Raw genomic sequence first — 15770 nt, forward strand, 5'->3', positions numbered from 1 at the left:
CGCGGTGCGGGCCCTCCGCTTAACCTCGGCTCATGGCCTCCCGCAGCACCCCGTCCCCCTCGCCCAGCCATGGCTCCGGCCAGAAGCACGGCCGCCCCGTGGGCACGGTGACGCGCGGGACGACGAACCCGAACCGGTTGCGGCGCATGGACCGCTGGATCGCCGCCGCGCACGGGGCCGCGCTGCGGCGCGCGGACGCGCCGGTCGCCGTCGACCTCGGCTACGGGGCCGCGCCGTGGACGGCGGTCGAGCTGCTGGCACGGCTGCGGGAGGCGGCGCCGCGGGTGCGGGTGGTCGGCATCGAGATCGAGCCGGCGCGGGTCGCGGGGGCGAAGCCGTACGAGCGGGAGGGGCTGAGCTTCCGGCACGGCGGCTTCGAGGTGCCGCTGGACGGCGGGGAGAGAGCGGCACTGATCCGCGCGGCGAACGTGCTGCGCCAGTACGACGAGGAGCGGGTCGCGGAGGTCTGGGCGCGGCTGTGCGCACGGCTGGCCCCCGACGGGCTGCTCGTGGAGGGCACCTGCGACGAGATCGGGCGGCGGCACGTGTGGGTGGCGCTGGGCCCGGAGGGGCCGCGCACGGTGACGTTCGCGACCCGGCTGGGCTCCCTGGAGCGGCCCTCGGACCTGGCGGAGCGGCTGCCCAAGGCGCTGATCCACCGGAACGTGCCGGGCGAGCCGGTGCACGCCTTCCTGCGGGACTTCGACCGGGCGTGGGCGGCGGCGGCCCCGTACGCCTCGTACGGGGCGAGGCAGCGCTGGATCCGGACGGCGCGGGACCTGGCAGCGGACTGGCCGCTGGCGGACGGTCCGCGGCGGTGGCGCCAGGGGGAACTGACGGTGCGCTGGGAGGCCTTGCGCCCGGTGGGGTGAATACGGCGGGCCGGGGAACCGGTGCTCCGGGTGGCCCGTTGAGTCGGCGGGGGTGGTGGGGCTGAAATGAATCCGTCCTGATCCGGACGGACATCCACAAGGCTGTTGCAATTCATCGACTCGTGACACCATCCCGAAGGCGATGACAAGTTACTGATGGATAGTCAGTTATGGAGCCTGGGGGGACCATGGTGGCCGTGAGGCAAAGGCGTGGCGCGAGCGCACTCGTACTGCTGTGCGCGATGGCGATATTGACCGCGCCGGGCCTTGCGACGGGCATGGCGTACGCGGCGCCGGGGGCACCCGCCGCGCCGGCCGCGCCCGCGCCGGAGCCGGGGACCAAGTCCCTGGAGCAGGTCCACAAGGAGATAGAGGACCTCTACCACCAGGCGGGCGCCGCCACCGACGCCTACAACCAGGCCGAGGCCGAGACCAAGGCCCAGTCGGAGAAGATCGTCGAGCTGGCCAACCTGATCCAGGCCGGGCAGGCCCGGATCGACACCCTCAAGAGCCGTGCGGGCGCCGCCGCGCGCGCCCAGTACCGCTCGGGCGGCCTGCCGCCGGGCGCGCAGCTGGCGTTGAGCGGAAGCCCCACGCAGTTCCTCGACGGGGCGGGCCGGTTGCGGCAGGGCGAGAAGGCCACCTCCAGCATGCTCTCCGAACTGGACTCCACCCAGAACGACTTGAAGCGGTACGCGGCGGACGCGAGCGCTCGCTGGGCCGTCCTGGAGGAGAACCGGGTCAAGCAGGAAGCCGCCAAGAAGGAGATCGAGGGGAAGATCAAGGCGGCGGAGGAGCTGGAGAGCAAGCTGAAGGCCGAGGAGAAGGCCCGGCTGATCCAGCTCGAACAGGAGGCGCAGTACAAGGCGCAGACGGCGTGGCTGTCGTCGGGCGCGCTGAAGGACATCAACGGCACGGCGACGGAAGCGGGCAAGCGGGCCGTGCAGTTCGCCACCGCGCAGATCGGCAAGCCGTACGTCTGGGGCGCCGTGGGGCCCAGTTCGTACGACTGCTCGGGACTGACCTCCCAGGCCTGGCGGGCGGCCGGCAAGGGCATCCCGCGCACCTCGCAGGAGCAGCTGCGGCTGCTGCCGAAGGTCGCACTGAAGGACATGCGGCCCGGTGATCTGATCATCTACTTCGACGACGCGAGCCACGTCGGGATGTACATCGGCGACGGCGCGATGGTCCACGCCCCGCGCCCGGGCCGCAACGTCACGATCGCGGGCGCGGGCTCGATGCCGATCAAGGCGGTGGTCCGCCCGGACGCATAACCCTCCCCCGGGCACCCTCCGCTCCGGGTCCCCTGCGGGCGGGCCCCGGGCGGCCTCCGCTGCGGGTGCGGGCCCCTGCGGGCGGGCCCGGGCGGCCTCCGGTGCGGGTCACCCTGGGGGCGGCTGGGGCCGGCTTGGTGCGGGTCACCGGCGGGCGACTCGGGCACCCTCCGCTCCGGGTCCCCTGCGGGCGGCTCGGGCACCCTCCGCTCCGGGTCGCCTGCGGGCGGCTCGGGCGGGCTTGGTGCGGGTCGCCCTGGGGGCGGCTGGGGCGGGGCTGCCTGTGCGGCCCCTGCCCTGCGGGCCTGGCCGGGCCATCCAGCCGTCCGGCGTTTGAGGACCGGGGTCCGGGGCAGAGCCCCGGGTCTTTCAGCCGCGCCCCAGCGGCAGCTGGGCCTCTCCAGCCTCGCCGGCGTTTGAGGCGCGGGGTCTGGGGCGGAGCCCCAGGGAACGGTGGAAGGGCGGGTAGGGGACAGCTCCGCGCAGCGGCACCCCGGTTCGGGCCGCGCCCAAGGGCCGCCGGGATGCCACGGGCCCGCACCCACACCCGGCCCGGCCCGGCCGGCGGCGCCGAAAAGCCCGACATCAGGGGATGCGGTAAGAATTGCCCGGATCATCCTGAACCAGGCAACCAACTCGGGCCCGGATACGTCTCGGCAGACGGGACGGACCACGGCCCATCGTGACGTTTGTCATCCAGTGAGACCGAATTTCCCCCGTGATAACGGCATATGCCGGAGCTCCCGGTCCACACCGGCATTCCGCTCGCCCGGCCCGGCCGCTAGGGTCGGCCGGACGACCGCACCATCCTCGGGGGGAGGGAAGGAACCGGAGACGATGCCCGTACCCGTACCGAGGCAGCGGGAGACCCCTGCCGAGGCGAGCGGTCAGGCCGTTCTGCACCACACGGCGGCCACCACCGCAGGCGCCCCCGGCGTCCCCGGCCCGGCCACGGCGACGGCGACGGCCACAGCCACAGCCACAGCCACAGCCACAGCCACGGCCACGGCGACGGCGACCCCGCACGCGACCCCGCTGACCCTCCTCGTCATCGAGGACGACCCGGCCGGCGGCCTCACCGTCCCCGAGATCCTCGATTCCGACGGCCACCGCATCCGGCTCCGCACCGCCCGCAACCTCGTCGAGGCCGAGCGCCTGCTCACCCCCGACGTGCACTGCATCCTGCTCGACCTGTCCCTGCCGGAGACGAGCCCCCGGGCGAGCGCGACGGCCACCGCCGTCGACCAGCTCGCGATCCTCCGCCAGGTCCTGCGTCTCGCCCCCCGCCACGCCGTGCTCGTCCTCACCTCCGAGGCCGACGCCGAGCGCGCCGCCGAGGCCGTCCGGGTCGGCGCCCAGGACTACCTCTTCCGCGACGAGCTCGACGGCCGGCTGCTGAGCCGCGCCATCCGCTACGCGGTGGAGAGAAAACGGGCGGACATCGCCCAGTACAAGCTTGCAGAATCGAAACTGCGCGCCCAGGAGAACGCCCGCCTGGAGCGCGGCCTGCTCCCCACGCCCCTCCTCGAAGGCTCGGACCTCCGCTTCGCCGCCCGCTACCGCCCCGGCCGCAGCCGGGCCCTCCTCGGCGGCGACTTCTACGACGCCGTCCGCACCCCCGACGGCACCGTCCACGCCATGATCGGCGACGTCTGCGGCCACGGCCCCGACGAAGCCGCCCTCGGCGTCGAGCTCCGCATCGCCTGGCGCGCCCTGACCCTGGCCGGCCTGTGCGGCGACGACCTGCTGGCCACCCTCCAGCAGGTCCTGGAGGTGGAGCGCCCGTGCGAGGAGATCTTCGCGACGCTGTGCACGGTCGACATCTCCCCCGACGGCCGCCACGCGGGCCTGTGCCTGGCCGGCCACCCGGCCCCGCTGGTGTCCAGGCCGGGCCGCCCCGCGCGCCTGCTCCCGTACGAGAACAGCGGCCCGGCACTCGGGCTGCTGCCGCGCGCCCGCTGGCCGCGCCGCCAGGTCGAACTCGGGGGCACGTGGAGCCTGATGCTCTACACGGACGGCCTGATCGAGGGCAGGGTCGGCGAGGGCAGGGAGCGCCTCGGGCAGGACGGCATGGTCGAGATGATCAACCGCCACCTGGACCACGGCCTGAGCGGCGAGGGCCTGCTGGAGGCGTCCGTCACCGAGGCCCGCCGTCTCAACGGCGGCGAGCTCACCGACGACGTGGCCGTCGTCCTGCTCTCGCGCGCCGAGGCCTGAGGGCCGCCGGGCGGCCGCGGAGCGCCGCCTACCGCCCGCCGTTGTAGGGACCGTACGGTCCGTCGCTGCTGCTGCCGCCGCTGCGCCGGCCACCGCCCGAGACCTGCTTGAGGGCCGGGCGGACGTCGACGAGGAAGACGATGGTCGCGACCAGTCCGGCGATCGTCAGGAACAGCATCGACGCCAAAAAGAAGTCCACGAGGACCGTGACGCCGAGGATGACCAGCCAGAAGGTCTTGGTCTGCTTGTCGGCCGCCCGGTAGGCGTCGTCACGCGCAAGCAGCGCGAACACGAAGGCCACGACGGCGAGCGCCAGCATGGCGAACCCGAGCAACGGGAGCACCCCGTTATCGAACCCGTTCATCAGCATCGCTTCGACCGCCCTCTTCTCCGCTGCACGTACCCGCACGCATGCCTGCCTGCGCATTCCACGCTACCGGCACAGGTGCCCTCATGAACCACAACGGGCCGGACACCCTCCAGGTGCCCGGCCCGCCACGCTCTTACGCTTCGGCCGTGGCCTTCTTCGCCGTGGTCTTGCGCGCGGAGGCCTTCTTGGGCGCGGCCTCGGCGGCGGGCTCCGCGGCCGGCTCGGCGGCGGCGGGCTCCGTCTCCGGCGCGGGCTCCACGGCCACGGCGATGTCGACGATCTCCTCGGAGACCTCGCCCCGCCAGGCGCGCACGGCCTGCTCGCCGTGCTCGGCGACCTTGTCGTAGGTCTCCTTGGCGCGGACGGCGTACTCCGCCGCTACGCCGACCCCGCGCAGCGCCAGGTCCTGGGCGGTCTCCCCGAGCTTCTTGGGGTCGATCGCACCGAGCACCTCGGCGACCTTGGCGGTGACCGCCTCCTGCGCCTCCCGGGCCGCTTCCTTCGCCTTCTCCTGCACGACCTTCGGGTCGGTGTTCTTCACGGCCTCGATGCGCGAGGGGGCCTCCGCGCGCAGCTGCTCGATGAGCCCCGGCACCTTCTTGGCCTGCTGCACCGCGAGGTCCGCGGTGCCGGCGGCGAAGTAGAGCGGGGTGGGGTCGGTGAGGGTCTTCTTCAGGTCATCGGCGATGGCCATGTGGCTGGTCCTCCCGGATCAATTTCAGTTCGTCTTCGGCGGCATCTCGCCGGTCGGCGCCGGGGCCGCCGGCGCATCGAGCGCGTTCTCCTTGCGGAACGACTCGTAGATCTGGAGCAGCACCTGCTTCTGCCGCTCGTTGATGGACGGGTCGGCGAGGATGACGGCCCGCGTTTCCACCTCGTCCCGGTCCCGCTCATCCAGGATCCCGGCTTGCACGTACAGCGTCTCCGCGGAAATCCGCAGCGCCTTGGCCAGCTGCTGCAGGATCTCCGCGCTCGGCTTGCGCAGCCCGCGCTCGATCTGGCTCAGGTACGGATTCGACACCCCCGCCGCGTCGGCCAGCTGCCGCAGCGAGAGCTGGGCCTGTCGACGCTGCTCACGGAGGTACTCGCCGAGGTTTCCGACGCTGAGCGATGCCATGCCCCCACCCTGCCGCACGTTGCTAACTTTTGCAAGCAGCCGCTTGCAACATCTCCCACTCCTGGCCGCCGCCGACCGGGTGACGACGGGTTGGCAGGATGGGGGCCATGGCGACGAACAGGTACGGCGCTCTGTGCGCCGGCGAGTTGTGCGCGACGTACGTTCCGCCCGGCGGCGGTGTGCTGGTACGCGGTGAGACCGGCTGGCTGACCTACTGCCCCGACGACGACCCGGCGCTCGGCCCTCGTCGTCAGCCGCGCGATCCCGAGGAGCACGGCCACGAGCCGGTCGTCGCCTTCCTCCACGCCCGGCTGGACGAGGAGGAGGAAACGGCGGGCGCGGCCGGACTGACCCGCTGGCGGCACCGGCCGGCCCGCAGTCAGAACGTCGTGGACGACCACGACGAGCTGGTCGTGGCCTGCCCGCTGCGGGACGTGGCCGACCAGATCGCCACCTGGGGGCCGACGGACGCCCTGGAGAACACAGCCGCGCGGCGCATGGTGCTCGACCTGTTCGAGCAGGCCCAGCCCGGTCCGGCCCGCGACGCCCTCCACCAGGCGGTGCGCGCACTGGCCATGGCCTACCGCGACCACCGCGACTACGACGTCGCCTGGACGCTGCGGTCTGCGCACGGCTGACCGGACTGCTGCCCGCCGGGGACGCCTTCGCGGCGCCGCCCCGGCGGGCCCGGCCACCGGCCGCGGAGTCCGCGCGAGGTGCGGGTGCGGCTCGCCCACGCGCGGCGGCGGGGAACGTCCGCCGCGCGGGCCCCGGCGATGCCCTGACCCGGTTCAGGCCCCGGCGACGACCACCGTCGCGTAGAACTCCTCCGAGGTGACCACCCGGGTCGTGAGACCCGCCGAGGTCAGGGCCGCCGCCGTCGACGGCGACTGGCGGGCGCTCGTCTCGATCAGCAGGCGGCCGCCCGGGGACAGCCAGCGCGGGGCGTCCGCCGCGACCCGGCGGTGGAGGTCCAGGCCGTCCGCGCCCCCGTCGAGGGAAACCCGCGGTTCGTGGTCCCGCGCCTCCGGCGGCATGAGGCCGATCTCCTCCGTGGGCACGTACGGGGCGTTGACGACCAGCACGTCCACCCGGCCGAGCAGGGAGGCGGGGAGCGGCTCGTACAGGTCGCCCTCCCACACCGTGCCGCCGTACGGTGCCACGTTGCGCCGCGCGTACGCCAGCGCCGCCGGGTCCACGTCCGCCACGTGCAGCTCCACCCCGCCCGGGGTCCGCGCCGCCACCGCCGCGCCCAGGGCGCCGACCCCGCAGCACAGGTCGAGCACCACCGCGCCGGGCCGGGCCGGCGTCACGGCCTGCGCCACCAGGAACTCGGTGCGCCGGCGCGGTACGAAGGCCCCCGCGCCCACCTCCATGCGCAGCCCGCAGAACTCCGCCCATCCCACGACGTGTTCCAGCGGTTCGCCGCCGACCCGGCGGGCCAGCAGCTGCGCCAGGTGCGCCTCGTCCCGGGCGGCCCCGCCCAGCAACTCCGCCTCCTCCTCGGCGAAGACGCAGCCTGCCGCGCGCAGGGCTTCCACCAGTGACATCGAGTTCGTCAAGTAGACCTGTCCTCAGTCGTCCGTCGTCAGTTGTCAGTTGTCAGTTGTCAGAACACGTCCGGGCACCACGGCCGGCGGGCCGTGCGGAACACCGCGTCCGCCAGCTCCGCCGCCCCCGGCCGCAGCTCCGTCACCCGGCCGAGCGCGGCCAGCCGTACCGCCGACCCGTCGCCCAGGTAGAGCGAGCCGAGCGCGGACACGTCCAGGCCCAGGTCCGCCGGTTCCGTGGTCCGCTCGCACGCGCCGGTGGCCGCGTCCAGCCGGTAGCGGCCGTCCGCCAGGCCCGCCTCGTCCGCGACCTCCAGTACGAGGATCCCCGGCGCGGCGTACGTCCGCGCGCCCAGGGCCCGTACGACGTCCAGCAGCCGCACCCACAGGAAGTCCGCGGCCGTGACGATCCGGGCCGAGCGCGGGTCGGGCAGCAGGTCGGCGACCAGGTCGTCGGGGGCCCGGTAGCCGGTGCGCACCTTCGTCACCCAGTCGATGGAGCACAGGAACCGCCACAGCGCCCGCTCCGCCTGCGGCGTGACCGCCAGCAGGTCCTTGACCCGCACGGTGTTCTGCGGGAGCTTCGCGTCCGTCCAGTGGTCGTCGACCCCGTACACGACCAGCCCGGCCACCTCACCGGCCGCCGTCCGGTACACCGCGTGGAACTTCTCCTTGTACGGGCGGTAGGACATCTCCTCCACGCCCGTCGCCAGGTTCCACCAGCGTTCGTCCCGGTTCACGGCGCCGTGGGTGCGCGCCCGCAGCCGTTCGTGCAGCTCCGGGCCCACCCGCCGGACCTCCTCCACGTCGACCAGATCGATCCGGCCGCCCTCCAGGGGAACGGCCGTGCGCGGGTCCAGTCCGGTGCGCGGTACGTCGATCTCCCATTCCGAAACGGAGGCCGCGGGGCCGTAGCCGTACCGCCCGTAGATCGGGTACTCGGCGGCGATCAGCGTCGACAGCACGTCGCCGCGCGCCTTGGCGGCGGCCAGCTCGCGGGCCATCATCCGTGACAGCAGCCCCTGGCGGCGGTGCGTGGGCAGCACGCCGACGTTGGAGACGGCGCTGGAGGGGACGGACGCCCCGCCGGGCACGGTGAGTTGCTGCGCGAAGGAGCGGAAGGCGGCGACGCAGCGGCCGGTTTCGGAGTCGAACGCGCCCACCGTCCGGGCGAGGTCGTTGTACTTGGCCCGCTGGGCCACGTCGGAGCCGGTGACACGGGAGGCCGTCAGGAAACCGGTGTTCACGGTCCGCAGCCAGTCGGGGAGTTCGGATTCGGCGATCGGCCGGACGTCTGCACTCATGGCCGTCACGCTAATCGGCGGGCCCTCCCCCGGTCGCCGGATTTTCGGCCCGCCCGAGCGCCCTCCCTTCCCCGGGCCGCCTACGCCAGCAGGTCGTCGACCTGCGCTTCTCCCTCCCGGTAGCGCCGGGTGATCTCCGCGCTGCACTCGTCCACCGTCCGCTGGAGCTGCTGCCGGCGCCGCGAGACCTGCTGCTCGTAGCGGACCAGCTTGCCCATCCCCTCGTACAGTTCGCCGTCCGTGCGGGCGCTGAGGTCCGACAGCTCGACGTCGGCCAGCATCTCCGCAGCCAGCAGGCGGTACTCCTCGCTGTGCGGGGTGCCGAGCGTGACGTGCCGGGCGGAGGCGCTGCGGCTGGAGGGGGCGTCGGCGAGGATCTCCGAGAGCCGGTCCACCACGGGCGCCTCGGGGTCGGCGCGCCGGGCGAGTTCGGCCCGCAGGATGTCGATACGCCCCTGGAGCAGCCGCCGTACGTAGCTCAGATCGGCCTCGTCACGCTGCGCGTCCCGGCGCAGCGCGCGCAGTTCGGGCAGCCCGAGCCCGGTGGTGGGGTCCTCCGGCCCCGGCTGTTCGCCGGTGCGCTGCGCGGGCGGTCGTACCGCGGCAGCTGCGACGGAGGCGGGTGATGCAGGTACGGAGGTACCAGAAGTATTCATACGAACGAGTCCGTCCCCTCGACCGGTGCGGCGCACCCGCACCGCCTGCGTGCATGGTGCCACTCTCCGTGGCCCCGACGCAGTCGTACTCCACCCGATCGGCCCCGGTTGGGTGCAACCCTGATACACAGGTGGTATGCGAGCTGTAGTGCAGAGGGTGGACGGCGCGAGCGTCGTCGTGGGCGGCGAGACCGTGGGCGAGATCGTCGGCGAGGGGCTGTGCGTGCTGGTGGGGGTGACCCACGAGGACACGCCGGAGAAGGCGGCGCTGCTGGCGCGCAAGCTGTGGTCGGTGCGGATCCTGGAGGCCGAGAAGTCCTGCAGCGACGTGAACGCCCCGCTGCTGGTGATCTCCCAGTTCACGCTCTACGGCGACGCCCGCAAGGGCCGCCGCCCCACCTGGAACGCGGCCGCGCCCGGACCCGTCGCCGAGCCGCTGGTCGACGAGGTCGTGGCGCAGCTGCGGGCACTGGGCGCGACGGTGGAGACGGGCCGGTTCGGCGCGGACATGCGGGTCTCGCTGACCAACCACGGCCCGTTCACCATCGTCATCGACATCTAGTACCGCCGCCACGGCGCCTACGGCGCTACGACGACCTCCTGCGCTGCGGCCGTCCCGCCGACCAGCAGCGGCGCGTCCACCGGCACGTTCCGCTTGACCAGCGCGAGCGCGATCGGGCCGAGCTCGTGGTGGCGTACGGCGGTGGTCACGAAGCCCAGCTGCCGGCCCTCCTCCCCGTCGGCGGCGAGCCGTACGGGTGCGCCGTGCGCCGGGAGGACCACCTCGGAGCCGTCCAGGTGCAGGAAGACCAGGCGGCGCGGGGGCTTCCCCAGGTTGTGGACGCGGGCCACCGTCTCCTGGCCGCGGTAGCAGCCCTTCTGGAGGTGGACGGCGGTGCCGATCCAGCCCAGCTCGTGCGGGATGGTCCGGTGGTCGGTCTCCAGGCCGAGCCGCGGCCGGTGCGCCTCGACGCGCAGGGCCTCGTAGGCGAGGAGGCCGGCGGCCGGGCCGTGCGCGGCGGCGAAGGCCTCCAGCTCGGGGCGGGGCAGGAACACGTCGCGGCCGTGCGCGGTCTCCCGGACGGTGAACTCCTTGGGCACCTCGGCGATGGACCCGGCCGGCAGGTGCACGACGGCGAACTCGTCGGTGCGGTCGGCGATTTCGACCCGGTAGAAGAACTTCATCGCCTCCAGGTAGGCGAGCAGCTCCCCCTGGGTGCCGGGCTCGACGTGCGCCCACGTGGTCTCGCCGTCGTCGACGAGGTAGAGCGCGTGCTCGATGTGGCCGTTCGCCGAGAGGATGAGCGCCTCGGTGGCCTGGCCCGCGGGCAGTTCGGTGAGGTGCTGGGTGAGCAGCAGGTGCAGCCAGCTCAGCCGCTCCGGACCGCTGACGGTGACGACTCCGCGGTGCGAGAGGTCGACGAAGCCGCGGCCGTCGGCGAGGGCGCGCTGTTCGCCGTACAGCTCGCCGTAGTGGGCGGCGACGCCCTCGTCGCGGCCTTCGGCCTGCACGGCGCCGGGGAGGTGGAGCAAGGGGCTGCTGGTCATGGGACCAAGCGTACGACTCCGCTACGCGTGGCCGTCACGGTGTTTGGCGGAACACTTCTTGCACAGCCCGAAGATCGCGAAGTGCTTCATGTCGGTCTCGAAACCGAAGGTGGCGCGCAGCTTCGCGGTGAAGTCGGCGGCGATGTCCACGTCCGCCTCGATGACGTCCGCGCAGTCGCGGCAGACGAGGTGGATGTGGTGGTGCCGGTCGGCGAGGTGGTAGGTGGGAGCGCCGTGCCCGAGATGGGCGTGCGAGACGAGGCCCAGCTCCTCGAGGAGCTCCAGCGTGCGGTAGACGGTGGAGATGTTGACCCCGGAGGCGGTCTTGCGGACCTGGGCGAGGATCTCGTCCGGGGTGGCGTGCTCCAGGGTGTCGACGGCTTCCAGCACGAGCTGGCGCTGCGGTGTCAGCCGGTAACCGCGCTGCCGCAGGTCGCTCTTCCAGTCCGTGCCCTCGGGGTTCTCGGCGCTCTCGGTGCTGACCACCCCGCCAGTGTAAGCGCGGGAAGGGGACCGGGGGCGGCCCCCGGTCCCCTTCCCGGAACGCGCGGATCGGCGCCTCAGCGGAAGAACGCGATGCCGTCGTCCGGCATGTCCGGGAGGTTGCGCGCCATCTCGGCGACCTCCTCGGGCGTGACGACCTTCTTCAGCTGGGCCGACATGTACGGACGCAGCTCGACGTCGGGCGTGGCCTTCTCGCCGACCCACATCAGGTCGCTCTTGACGTAGCCGTAGAGGCGCTTGCCACCGCTGTACGGGCCGGAGGCCGCGGTGCGGGCGACGGCGTCCGTCACGAGGTCGATCTGCGGCTTCTGGTCGGCGAGATCGCCGTACCAGACCTCGACGACGCCCTGGTCGCGGACCATGACGACCTCGACCTTGCGGTCCTTGTCGATGCGCCAGTAACCGGACTCGGACTCCAGCGGCCGCACCTTGTTGCCCTCGGCGTCGAGGACCCAGGTGTGGGAGGTGTACCCCAGGAAGTCCCGGCCGTCGTGGCTGAAGACGACTTCCTGGCCGAAGTTGCACTTCTCCTCACCGGGGAAGTCGAAGACTCCCGCGCCCTCCCAGGTGCCGAGGAGGAAGGCCAGGGGGACGAGGCCGGGGTTCAGGTCGGACGGGATCTGGATCATGAATGGCTGCTCAGGTCTGTGGGAGGGGTTCCGGGGCGGTCTGCTGGGCCGGCTGGGGAGCCGGGGCTCAGCGCTGACCCTGGTACAGCTTCTTGACCGCCAGGCCGGTGAAGGCCAAGACGCCGACGCAGACCAGGACCAGCAGGGAGGTGAAGACTGCCTCAAGCACGGGGTGCTCCTCGGAATTCGTTTCTGGGGCTGTACGGGGCCGGTCCCCAAGCCTACTGGCCCGGGGACCGGCGCACTGTGTGAGGTGGGCCGTAGCGGGGGTCAGCCGAGGAGCTGGTGCTGGAGGATCACCGTCTGGTGCAGGGGGACGGTGGCCACCTGGCCCTTGCGGGACTGGAGGATCACGCCCTGGACGTCACCGGACTGGATGCACCCGGCCTTGATCTGCTCGTCGCCGAACGGGGTGGATTCCGCCTGGACCGTCACGTCGGTGGCGTCCGGGCCCCCGGACTGGCTGACCTTGGCCTTTGACCAGGCGATGTCCGGCTCGATCCGGTTGACGCCGTTCAGGCGCATGTACTGGCCACAGCCCCTGAAGGCGTCGGCGAATCCCGAGGCGTGGAAACGCAGCAGGTAGATCCGGGTGCGGGTGCCGTCGGGGGTGGTCCAGCCGCGCGCCACGATCTGGCGCAGGCCGTCGTTGGCGAACCCCTGCTTCATCTTTTCGCGTGCGGTCGGCTCGTACTCCTCCAGGAAGGTGTCCACGGACACCACCGAGTCCTTCTCCAGCTTCAGCGTGGAGTCGGGCGTCGATCCCTTCGGGGCCGGGAGGAGCAGTTCGGTCAGGCCCGCGTAGTGGATGCCGTCCGGGTTGTCCTTGGCGAAGGGCAGGGCGGCACCGGGCGGCAGGGTCGGCTTGACCAGCGCCGGGTAGACCCAGCGGCCGTCGTCCTTGGTGGACAGGCCGGGGATGCCGGTGCGCTCGGGCTGGGTGATCCCGTACGCGACGCCCGTGCCGACGGCTCCGAAGACGAGGACGGCGGCGGTCCAGCGCAGCAGGGCGAACAGCTTGCGGCGGTCCTTGGGCGCGGAGGCCTGGGGGGCCTCGGCGGGCACCTGGTCCTGCGGGCCCCCGGCCGTTTCGGTCGCCTCGACGGTGTCGGCGGTATCGGCGGCCTTGCCGGTCTCGACGGTCTCCGGGGCCGGTCCGGTGGTGTTCTGCTCGGTCACGCGGACTCCCCGGGGGACTTCAGGTGGCTCAGCTGGTTCTTGAGGAACGCGGTGGCGTCGGACGTCTTGAAGGAGGGCTTGGGCCCGTACGCCCGGAAGTTGACCATCACATCGCCCTCGACCGAAACGCAGTAGAGGGAGTCGATCTTCTCCTCCTTCTCCTCGCCGACGGGCAGCAGCGAGCACTTGGCGTTCGGGAAACCGTCGACTTTCGGTGCGTCGTGGTCACCGCCGATGAGGTCGATCAGCTTCTTGGAGACTTCGGAGAACGGTCCCAGGGCCTGCGGGTCGGCCTGCATGATGCGGACCTCCGTGACCATGTCGCCGTTGCCCTTGACGTAGCTGCGCCCCGCCAGGCCCTTGAGCTTGAGGTCGGCCAGCATGTCGTCGCGCTTCTTGCGTTCCGAGCTGGACAGGCCCTTGCGGGCCTCCTTGAAACCCTCGACGGCCTTCTCGCCGGAGACGAAGAAGTTGTTGCCGTCGCCGCCCAGGTCCGGGCCCGGCGAGAAGCCGCTCGGGAGGGGGAGCAGTTTGCCCGAGAGGGCGTTCACGGGAACAGGTCCCGGTTCTTCCGTCTTCTCCGTCGTCACGCCGCGGGGCACCCAGTAGGCCGTGGGCGCGGTCCGGTCGGCGCCCGCGATCGCGGTGGCCCCCCAGATACCGCCGCCCACGAGGACGGCGGCGGCCACACCGGCCGCGACGAGCGCGGCCTTCCTGCGGCTGCCCGTACGCGCGGGCTCCGCCGGCGCGGCCCCTTCGACCGGAGCCCCCGCGGGAGCGGCAGCCCCGCCGGCGGTGGCCTCGGGAGCGGTGGGCTCCGCAGCGGCCTCGATCGGGGCTGCAGCAGAGATCTCGGGCGCCTCTGTGGCCGGGACCGGCGCCGCGGTGTTGTCGTTCTGCGGCTCGGTCACAGTCGCTCCAGCTGTCGCTTCGCCAGGTCGATGACATCGCCCTCGGCGATCTTGGCGCGGTTGTCGTAGTAGAAGATGTCGACGACCACGTCGCCCCGGCGCGCGAGCGCCCGGGCTTCGCGGACCGGGTAGTACCCAGGCTTCTCGTGGGTCTCGGAGTTGATCCACACGTGCCCGAGGTCCGCGGGGACGCCGGGGATCGCGACGCCGTCGTTGCCCGCGAACTTCTTCTCCGGCATGTAGTGGGACTGCTCCCGCTGGTACTCGTCGGCACCGGAGAAGTCGTCGAACTGGATCAGCCGGACCTCGACGAGAACCCTGTCGTCCTGCCACACCTTCGTCGCGATCCGGCGGAAGCCGTCGTTCGCGAACCCGCGCAGGGCTCCGTCCGGGCGCTCGAAAGTCGTCGAGAACGAGTCGAGGGTGTCGTAGCCGCCGGCCAGTTCCTTGGCCCCGTCCGGGGCCTCGATGAGGAGCTTGGTGAGGTCGTCGTCCGTCTTGTGCCAGCGGTTGGCGTTGATCGTCTTGTTCGTCGTCGCGTCGTCCGGCGCGAGCGCCTTCGGCGTCACCAGCTTCTGCTGGGCCAGCGGCGGCAGGGGCGTCGGTTCGCGGTGGTACTGGATCGCGTAGCCGGTGATCGCGCCCGCGAGGACGCCCAGGGCGGCCGCGCTCGCGATCAGGAGGGGCGTACGGCCCCGGCGGCGGGGCGGATTGTCCGGGGCGGGGGCTGTATCCGCCTCTTCCCGCTGCTCGGGGATGGTCTGTTCGTGTTCCAAAAGGGTCCCCCCACAGGACATGAGGCGCGGGTTGATTACCCGCGCGTATCCATGACCCGACTCAGGGGGGAGCAGTTGTATGGATGCTTATTACATTCTTATCTCACCGGGTCCGGTCCGGTCCCGGGGCGGCCTCCGGTTCAGTCCTCGTGGCGCCGCTTGCCGTCCAGCTCGTCCCACCACTCGTCCGACTTCGGATCGCCCGAGGGGTCGTCCCACCAGCGGTCGTCCGGGCCGCGCCGGTTCGCGACCATCGCGGCGACCGGCGGGATGACCATGGCGACCACGCACATGGCCACCGCGGCCTCCACCGAGAACAGGCGCACGAAGGACCAGGCGGAAACGAAGAGGATCAGGCATCCGCCCATGAGCAGGAAGTAGGCGCGCCTACGCCTGGCGTACATAGCTCCAGGGTAGGACCGCGCCCGCCGCGCACAAGGGCCGCGGGCGGATGACGGCACGAAGGGCCGCACCCCGTCCAGTGGCGTCCAAACCCCCGGGGTGCGGCCCTTCGGCCGGTCATTCGGTGCCGCGGTGCGCGAGCACGGTCGGTCAGACCGCGATCGCCACGTCCGTCACGCCGCCGGCCTCGGCGACCACGACGGCGCGGTCGGCCTTGGCGCCCGGGACGAGCGCGCGCAGCGTCCACGAGCCGGGGGCCGCGTAGAAGCGGAACTGGCCGGTGGCCGAGGTCGGGACCTCGGCGGTGAACTCGCCGGTCGAGTCCAGCAGGCGGACGTAGCCGGACACCGGCTCGCCGCCCTGGGTGACCTGGCCCTGGATCGCGGTCTCACCGGGCTTCAGCGTGTCGAGGGAAGGCCCGCCGATCTGTGCTCCACACATGTTCTCTGTCCTGTCCTAGA

At 72.4% G+C, this 15770-nt stretch carries 19 protein-coding genes; 5 read left to right on the forward strand and 14 right to left on the reverse strand.

Translation table 11 applies throughout. From position 1 onward, the window contains the following. The first annotated feature begins 32 nt into the window (after window positions 1–32). The 3 genes from ACZ6Y1_RS29700 (at window position 33) to ACZ6Y1_RS29710 (ending at window position 4363) form a co-directional block, all read left to right on the forward strand. Window positions 33–872 (forward strand): class I SAM-dependent methyltransferase, encoded by an 840-nt coding sequence (locus ACZ6Y1_RS29700; RefSeq protein ID WP_469636617.1) that lies wholly within the window; start codon window positions 33–35, stop codon window positions 870–872. 188 nt (window positions 873–1060) lie between these two features. Beyond that, window positions 1061–2146, forward strand: coding sequence for a C40 family peptidase (locus ACZ6Y1_RS29705; RefSeq protein ID WP_469636620.1), 1086 nt, complete (start codon window positions 1061–1063; stop codon window positions 2144–2146). An 837-nt stretch (window positions 2147–2983) separates the two neighbouring features. After that, on the forward strand, window positions 2984–4363 hold the full coding sequence (locus ACZ6Y1_RS29710; RefSeq protein ID WP_469636623.1) for a PP2C family protein-serine/threonine phosphatase: 1380 nt from the start codon (window positions 2984–2986) through the stop codon (window positions 4361–4363). A gap of 28 nt (window positions 4364–4391) precedes the next feature. Here the strand turns inward: ACZ6Y1_RS29710 and ACZ6Y1_RS29715 are convergent, their stop codons facing one another. From ACZ6Y1_RS29715 to ACZ6Y1_RS29725, 3 genes are all read right to left on the reverse strand, one after another. After that, complete coding sequence (locus tag ACZ6Y1_RS29715; protein WP_469636804.1) at window positions 4392–4733, reverse strand: DUF2516 family protein; 342 nt, start codon at window positions 4731–4733, stop codon at window positions 4392–4394. A 133-nt stretch (window positions 4734–4866) separates the two neighbouring features. Further along, window positions 4867–5427: a hypothetical protein gene (locus ACZ6Y1_RS29720; RefSeq protein WP_469636627.1), complete on the reverse strand. Its 561-nt coding sequence runs from the start codon at window positions 5425–5427 to the stop codon at window positions 4867–4869. 24 nt (window positions 5428–5451) lie between these two features. Beyond that, window positions 5452–5850 (reverse strand): helix-turn-helix domain-containing protein, encoded by a 399-nt coding sequence (locus ACZ6Y1_RS29725; RefSeq protein ID WP_469636630.1) that lies wholly within the window; start codon window positions 5848–5850, stop codon window positions 5452–5454. 107 nt (window positions 5851–5957) lie between these two features. Between ACZ6Y1_RS29725 and ACZ6Y1_RS29730 the strand changes: the two genes are divergently transcribed. Further along, complete coding sequence (locus ACZ6Y1_RS29730; RefSeq protein WP_469636634.1) at window positions 5958–6488, forward strand: DUF6221 family protein; 531 nt, start codon at window positions 5958–5960, stop codon at window positions 6486–6488. 153 nt (window positions 6489–6641) lie between these two features. On the opposite strand, the gene ACZ6Y1_RS29735 is transcribed toward ACZ6Y1_RS29730, so the two are convergent. The 3 genes from ACZ6Y1_RS29735 to ACZ6Y1_RS29745 all read right to left on the reverse strand — a co-directional run bounded on the left by ACZ6Y1_RS29735 (window position 6642) and on the right by ACZ6Y1_RS29745 (window position 9360). Then, window positions 6642–7400, reverse strand: coding sequence for a putative protein N(5)-glutamine methyltransferase (locus ACZ6Y1_RS29735; RefSeq protein ID WP_469636807.1), 759 nt, complete (start codon window positions 7398–7400; stop codon window positions 6642–6644). Window positions 7401–7459: 59 nt separating this feature from the next. After that, window positions 7460–8704 carry a GNAT family N-acetyltransferase gene (locus tag ACZ6Y1_RS29740; protein ID WP_469636637.1) on the reverse strand — a complete coding sequence of 415 codons (1245 nt, stop codon included), beginning with the start codon at window positions 8702–8704 and terminating at the stop codon, window positions 7460–7462. Window positions 8705–8784: 80 nt separating this feature from the next. Continuing rightward, entirely contained in the window at window positions 8785–9360 is a 576-nt protein-coding gene (locus tag ACZ6Y1_RS29745; protein WP_469636640.1) for an RsiG family protein, read from the reverse strand. A 136-nt stretch (window positions 9361–9496) separates the two neighbouring features. Here ACZ6Y1_RS29745 and dtd point away from each other — a divergent pair, with 136 nt between their 5' ends. Then, a complete protein-coding gene (dtd, locus tag ACZ6Y1_RS29750; protein ID WP_469636643.1) occupies window positions 9497–9922 on the forward strand; it encodes a D-aminoacyl-tRNA deacylase in 426 nt (141 codons plus the stop codon). Between the two features lie 17 nt (window positions 9923–9939). Here dtd and ygfZ read toward each other — a convergent pair whose 3' ends face one another. The 8 genes from ygfZ to ACZ6Y1_RS29790 form a co-directional block, all read right to left on the reverse strand. Next, window positions 9940–10908: a CAF17-like 4Fe-4S cluster assembly/insertion protein YgfZ gene (gene ygfZ / locus ACZ6Y1_RS29755; protein ID WP_469636646.1), complete on the reverse strand. Its 969-nt coding sequence runs from the start codon at window positions 10906–10908 to the stop codon at window positions 9940–9942. 21 nt (window positions 10909–10929) lie between these two features. Next, window positions 10930–11394 (reverse strand): Fur family transcriptional regulator, encoded by a 465-nt coding sequence (locus ACZ6Y1_RS29760; protein WP_469636649.1) that lies wholly within the window; start codon window positions 11392–11394, stop codon window positions 10930–10932. Window positions 11395–11468: 74 nt separating this feature from the next. Beyond that, entirely contained in the window at window positions 11469–12041 is a 573-nt protein-coding gene (locus ACZ6Y1_RS29765; RefSeq protein ID WP_469636652.1) for a heme-binding beta-barrel domain-containing protein, read from the reverse strand. Between the two features lie 270 nt (window positions 12042–12311). Continuing rightward, window positions 12312–13220: a hypothetical protein gene (locus tag ACZ6Y1_RS29770; RefSeq protein WP_469636655.1), complete on the reverse strand. Its 909-nt coding sequence runs from the start codon at window positions 13218–13220 to the stop codon at window positions 12312–12314. Beyond that, window positions 13217–14131: a hypothetical protein gene (locus ACZ6Y1_RS29775; RefSeq protein WP_469636658.1), complete on the reverse strand. Its 915-nt coding sequence runs from the start codon at window positions 14129–14131 to the stop codon at window positions 13217–13219. Before ACZ6Y1_RS29775 ends, ACZ6Y1_RS29770 begins: the two co-directional genes overlap by 4 nt. Then, on the reverse strand, window positions 14128–14907 hold the full coding sequence (locus ACZ6Y1_RS29780; protein ID WP_469636662.1) for a hypothetical protein: 780 nt from the start codon (window positions 14905–14907) through the stop codon (window positions 14128–14130). Before ACZ6Y1_RS29780 ends, ACZ6Y1_RS29775 begins: the two co-directional genes overlap by 4 nt. Window positions 14908–15047: 140 nt before the next feature. Beyond that, on the reverse strand, window positions 15048–15311 hold the full coding sequence (locus tag ACZ6Y1_RS29785) for a DUF3099 domain-containing protein (RefSeq protein WP_469636665.1): 264 nt from the start codon (window positions 15309–15311) through the stop codon (window positions 15048–15050). A gap of 148 nt (window positions 15312–15459) precedes the next feature. Next, entirely contained in the window at window positions 15460–15750 is a 291-nt protein-coding gene (locus ACZ6Y1_RS29790) for a DUF1416 domain-containing protein (RefSeq protein WP_469636668.1), read from the reverse strand. Window positions 15751–15770 lie beyond the last annotated feature (20 nt).

Source organism: Streptomyces sp. NPDC053432, from assembly GCF_055585365.1.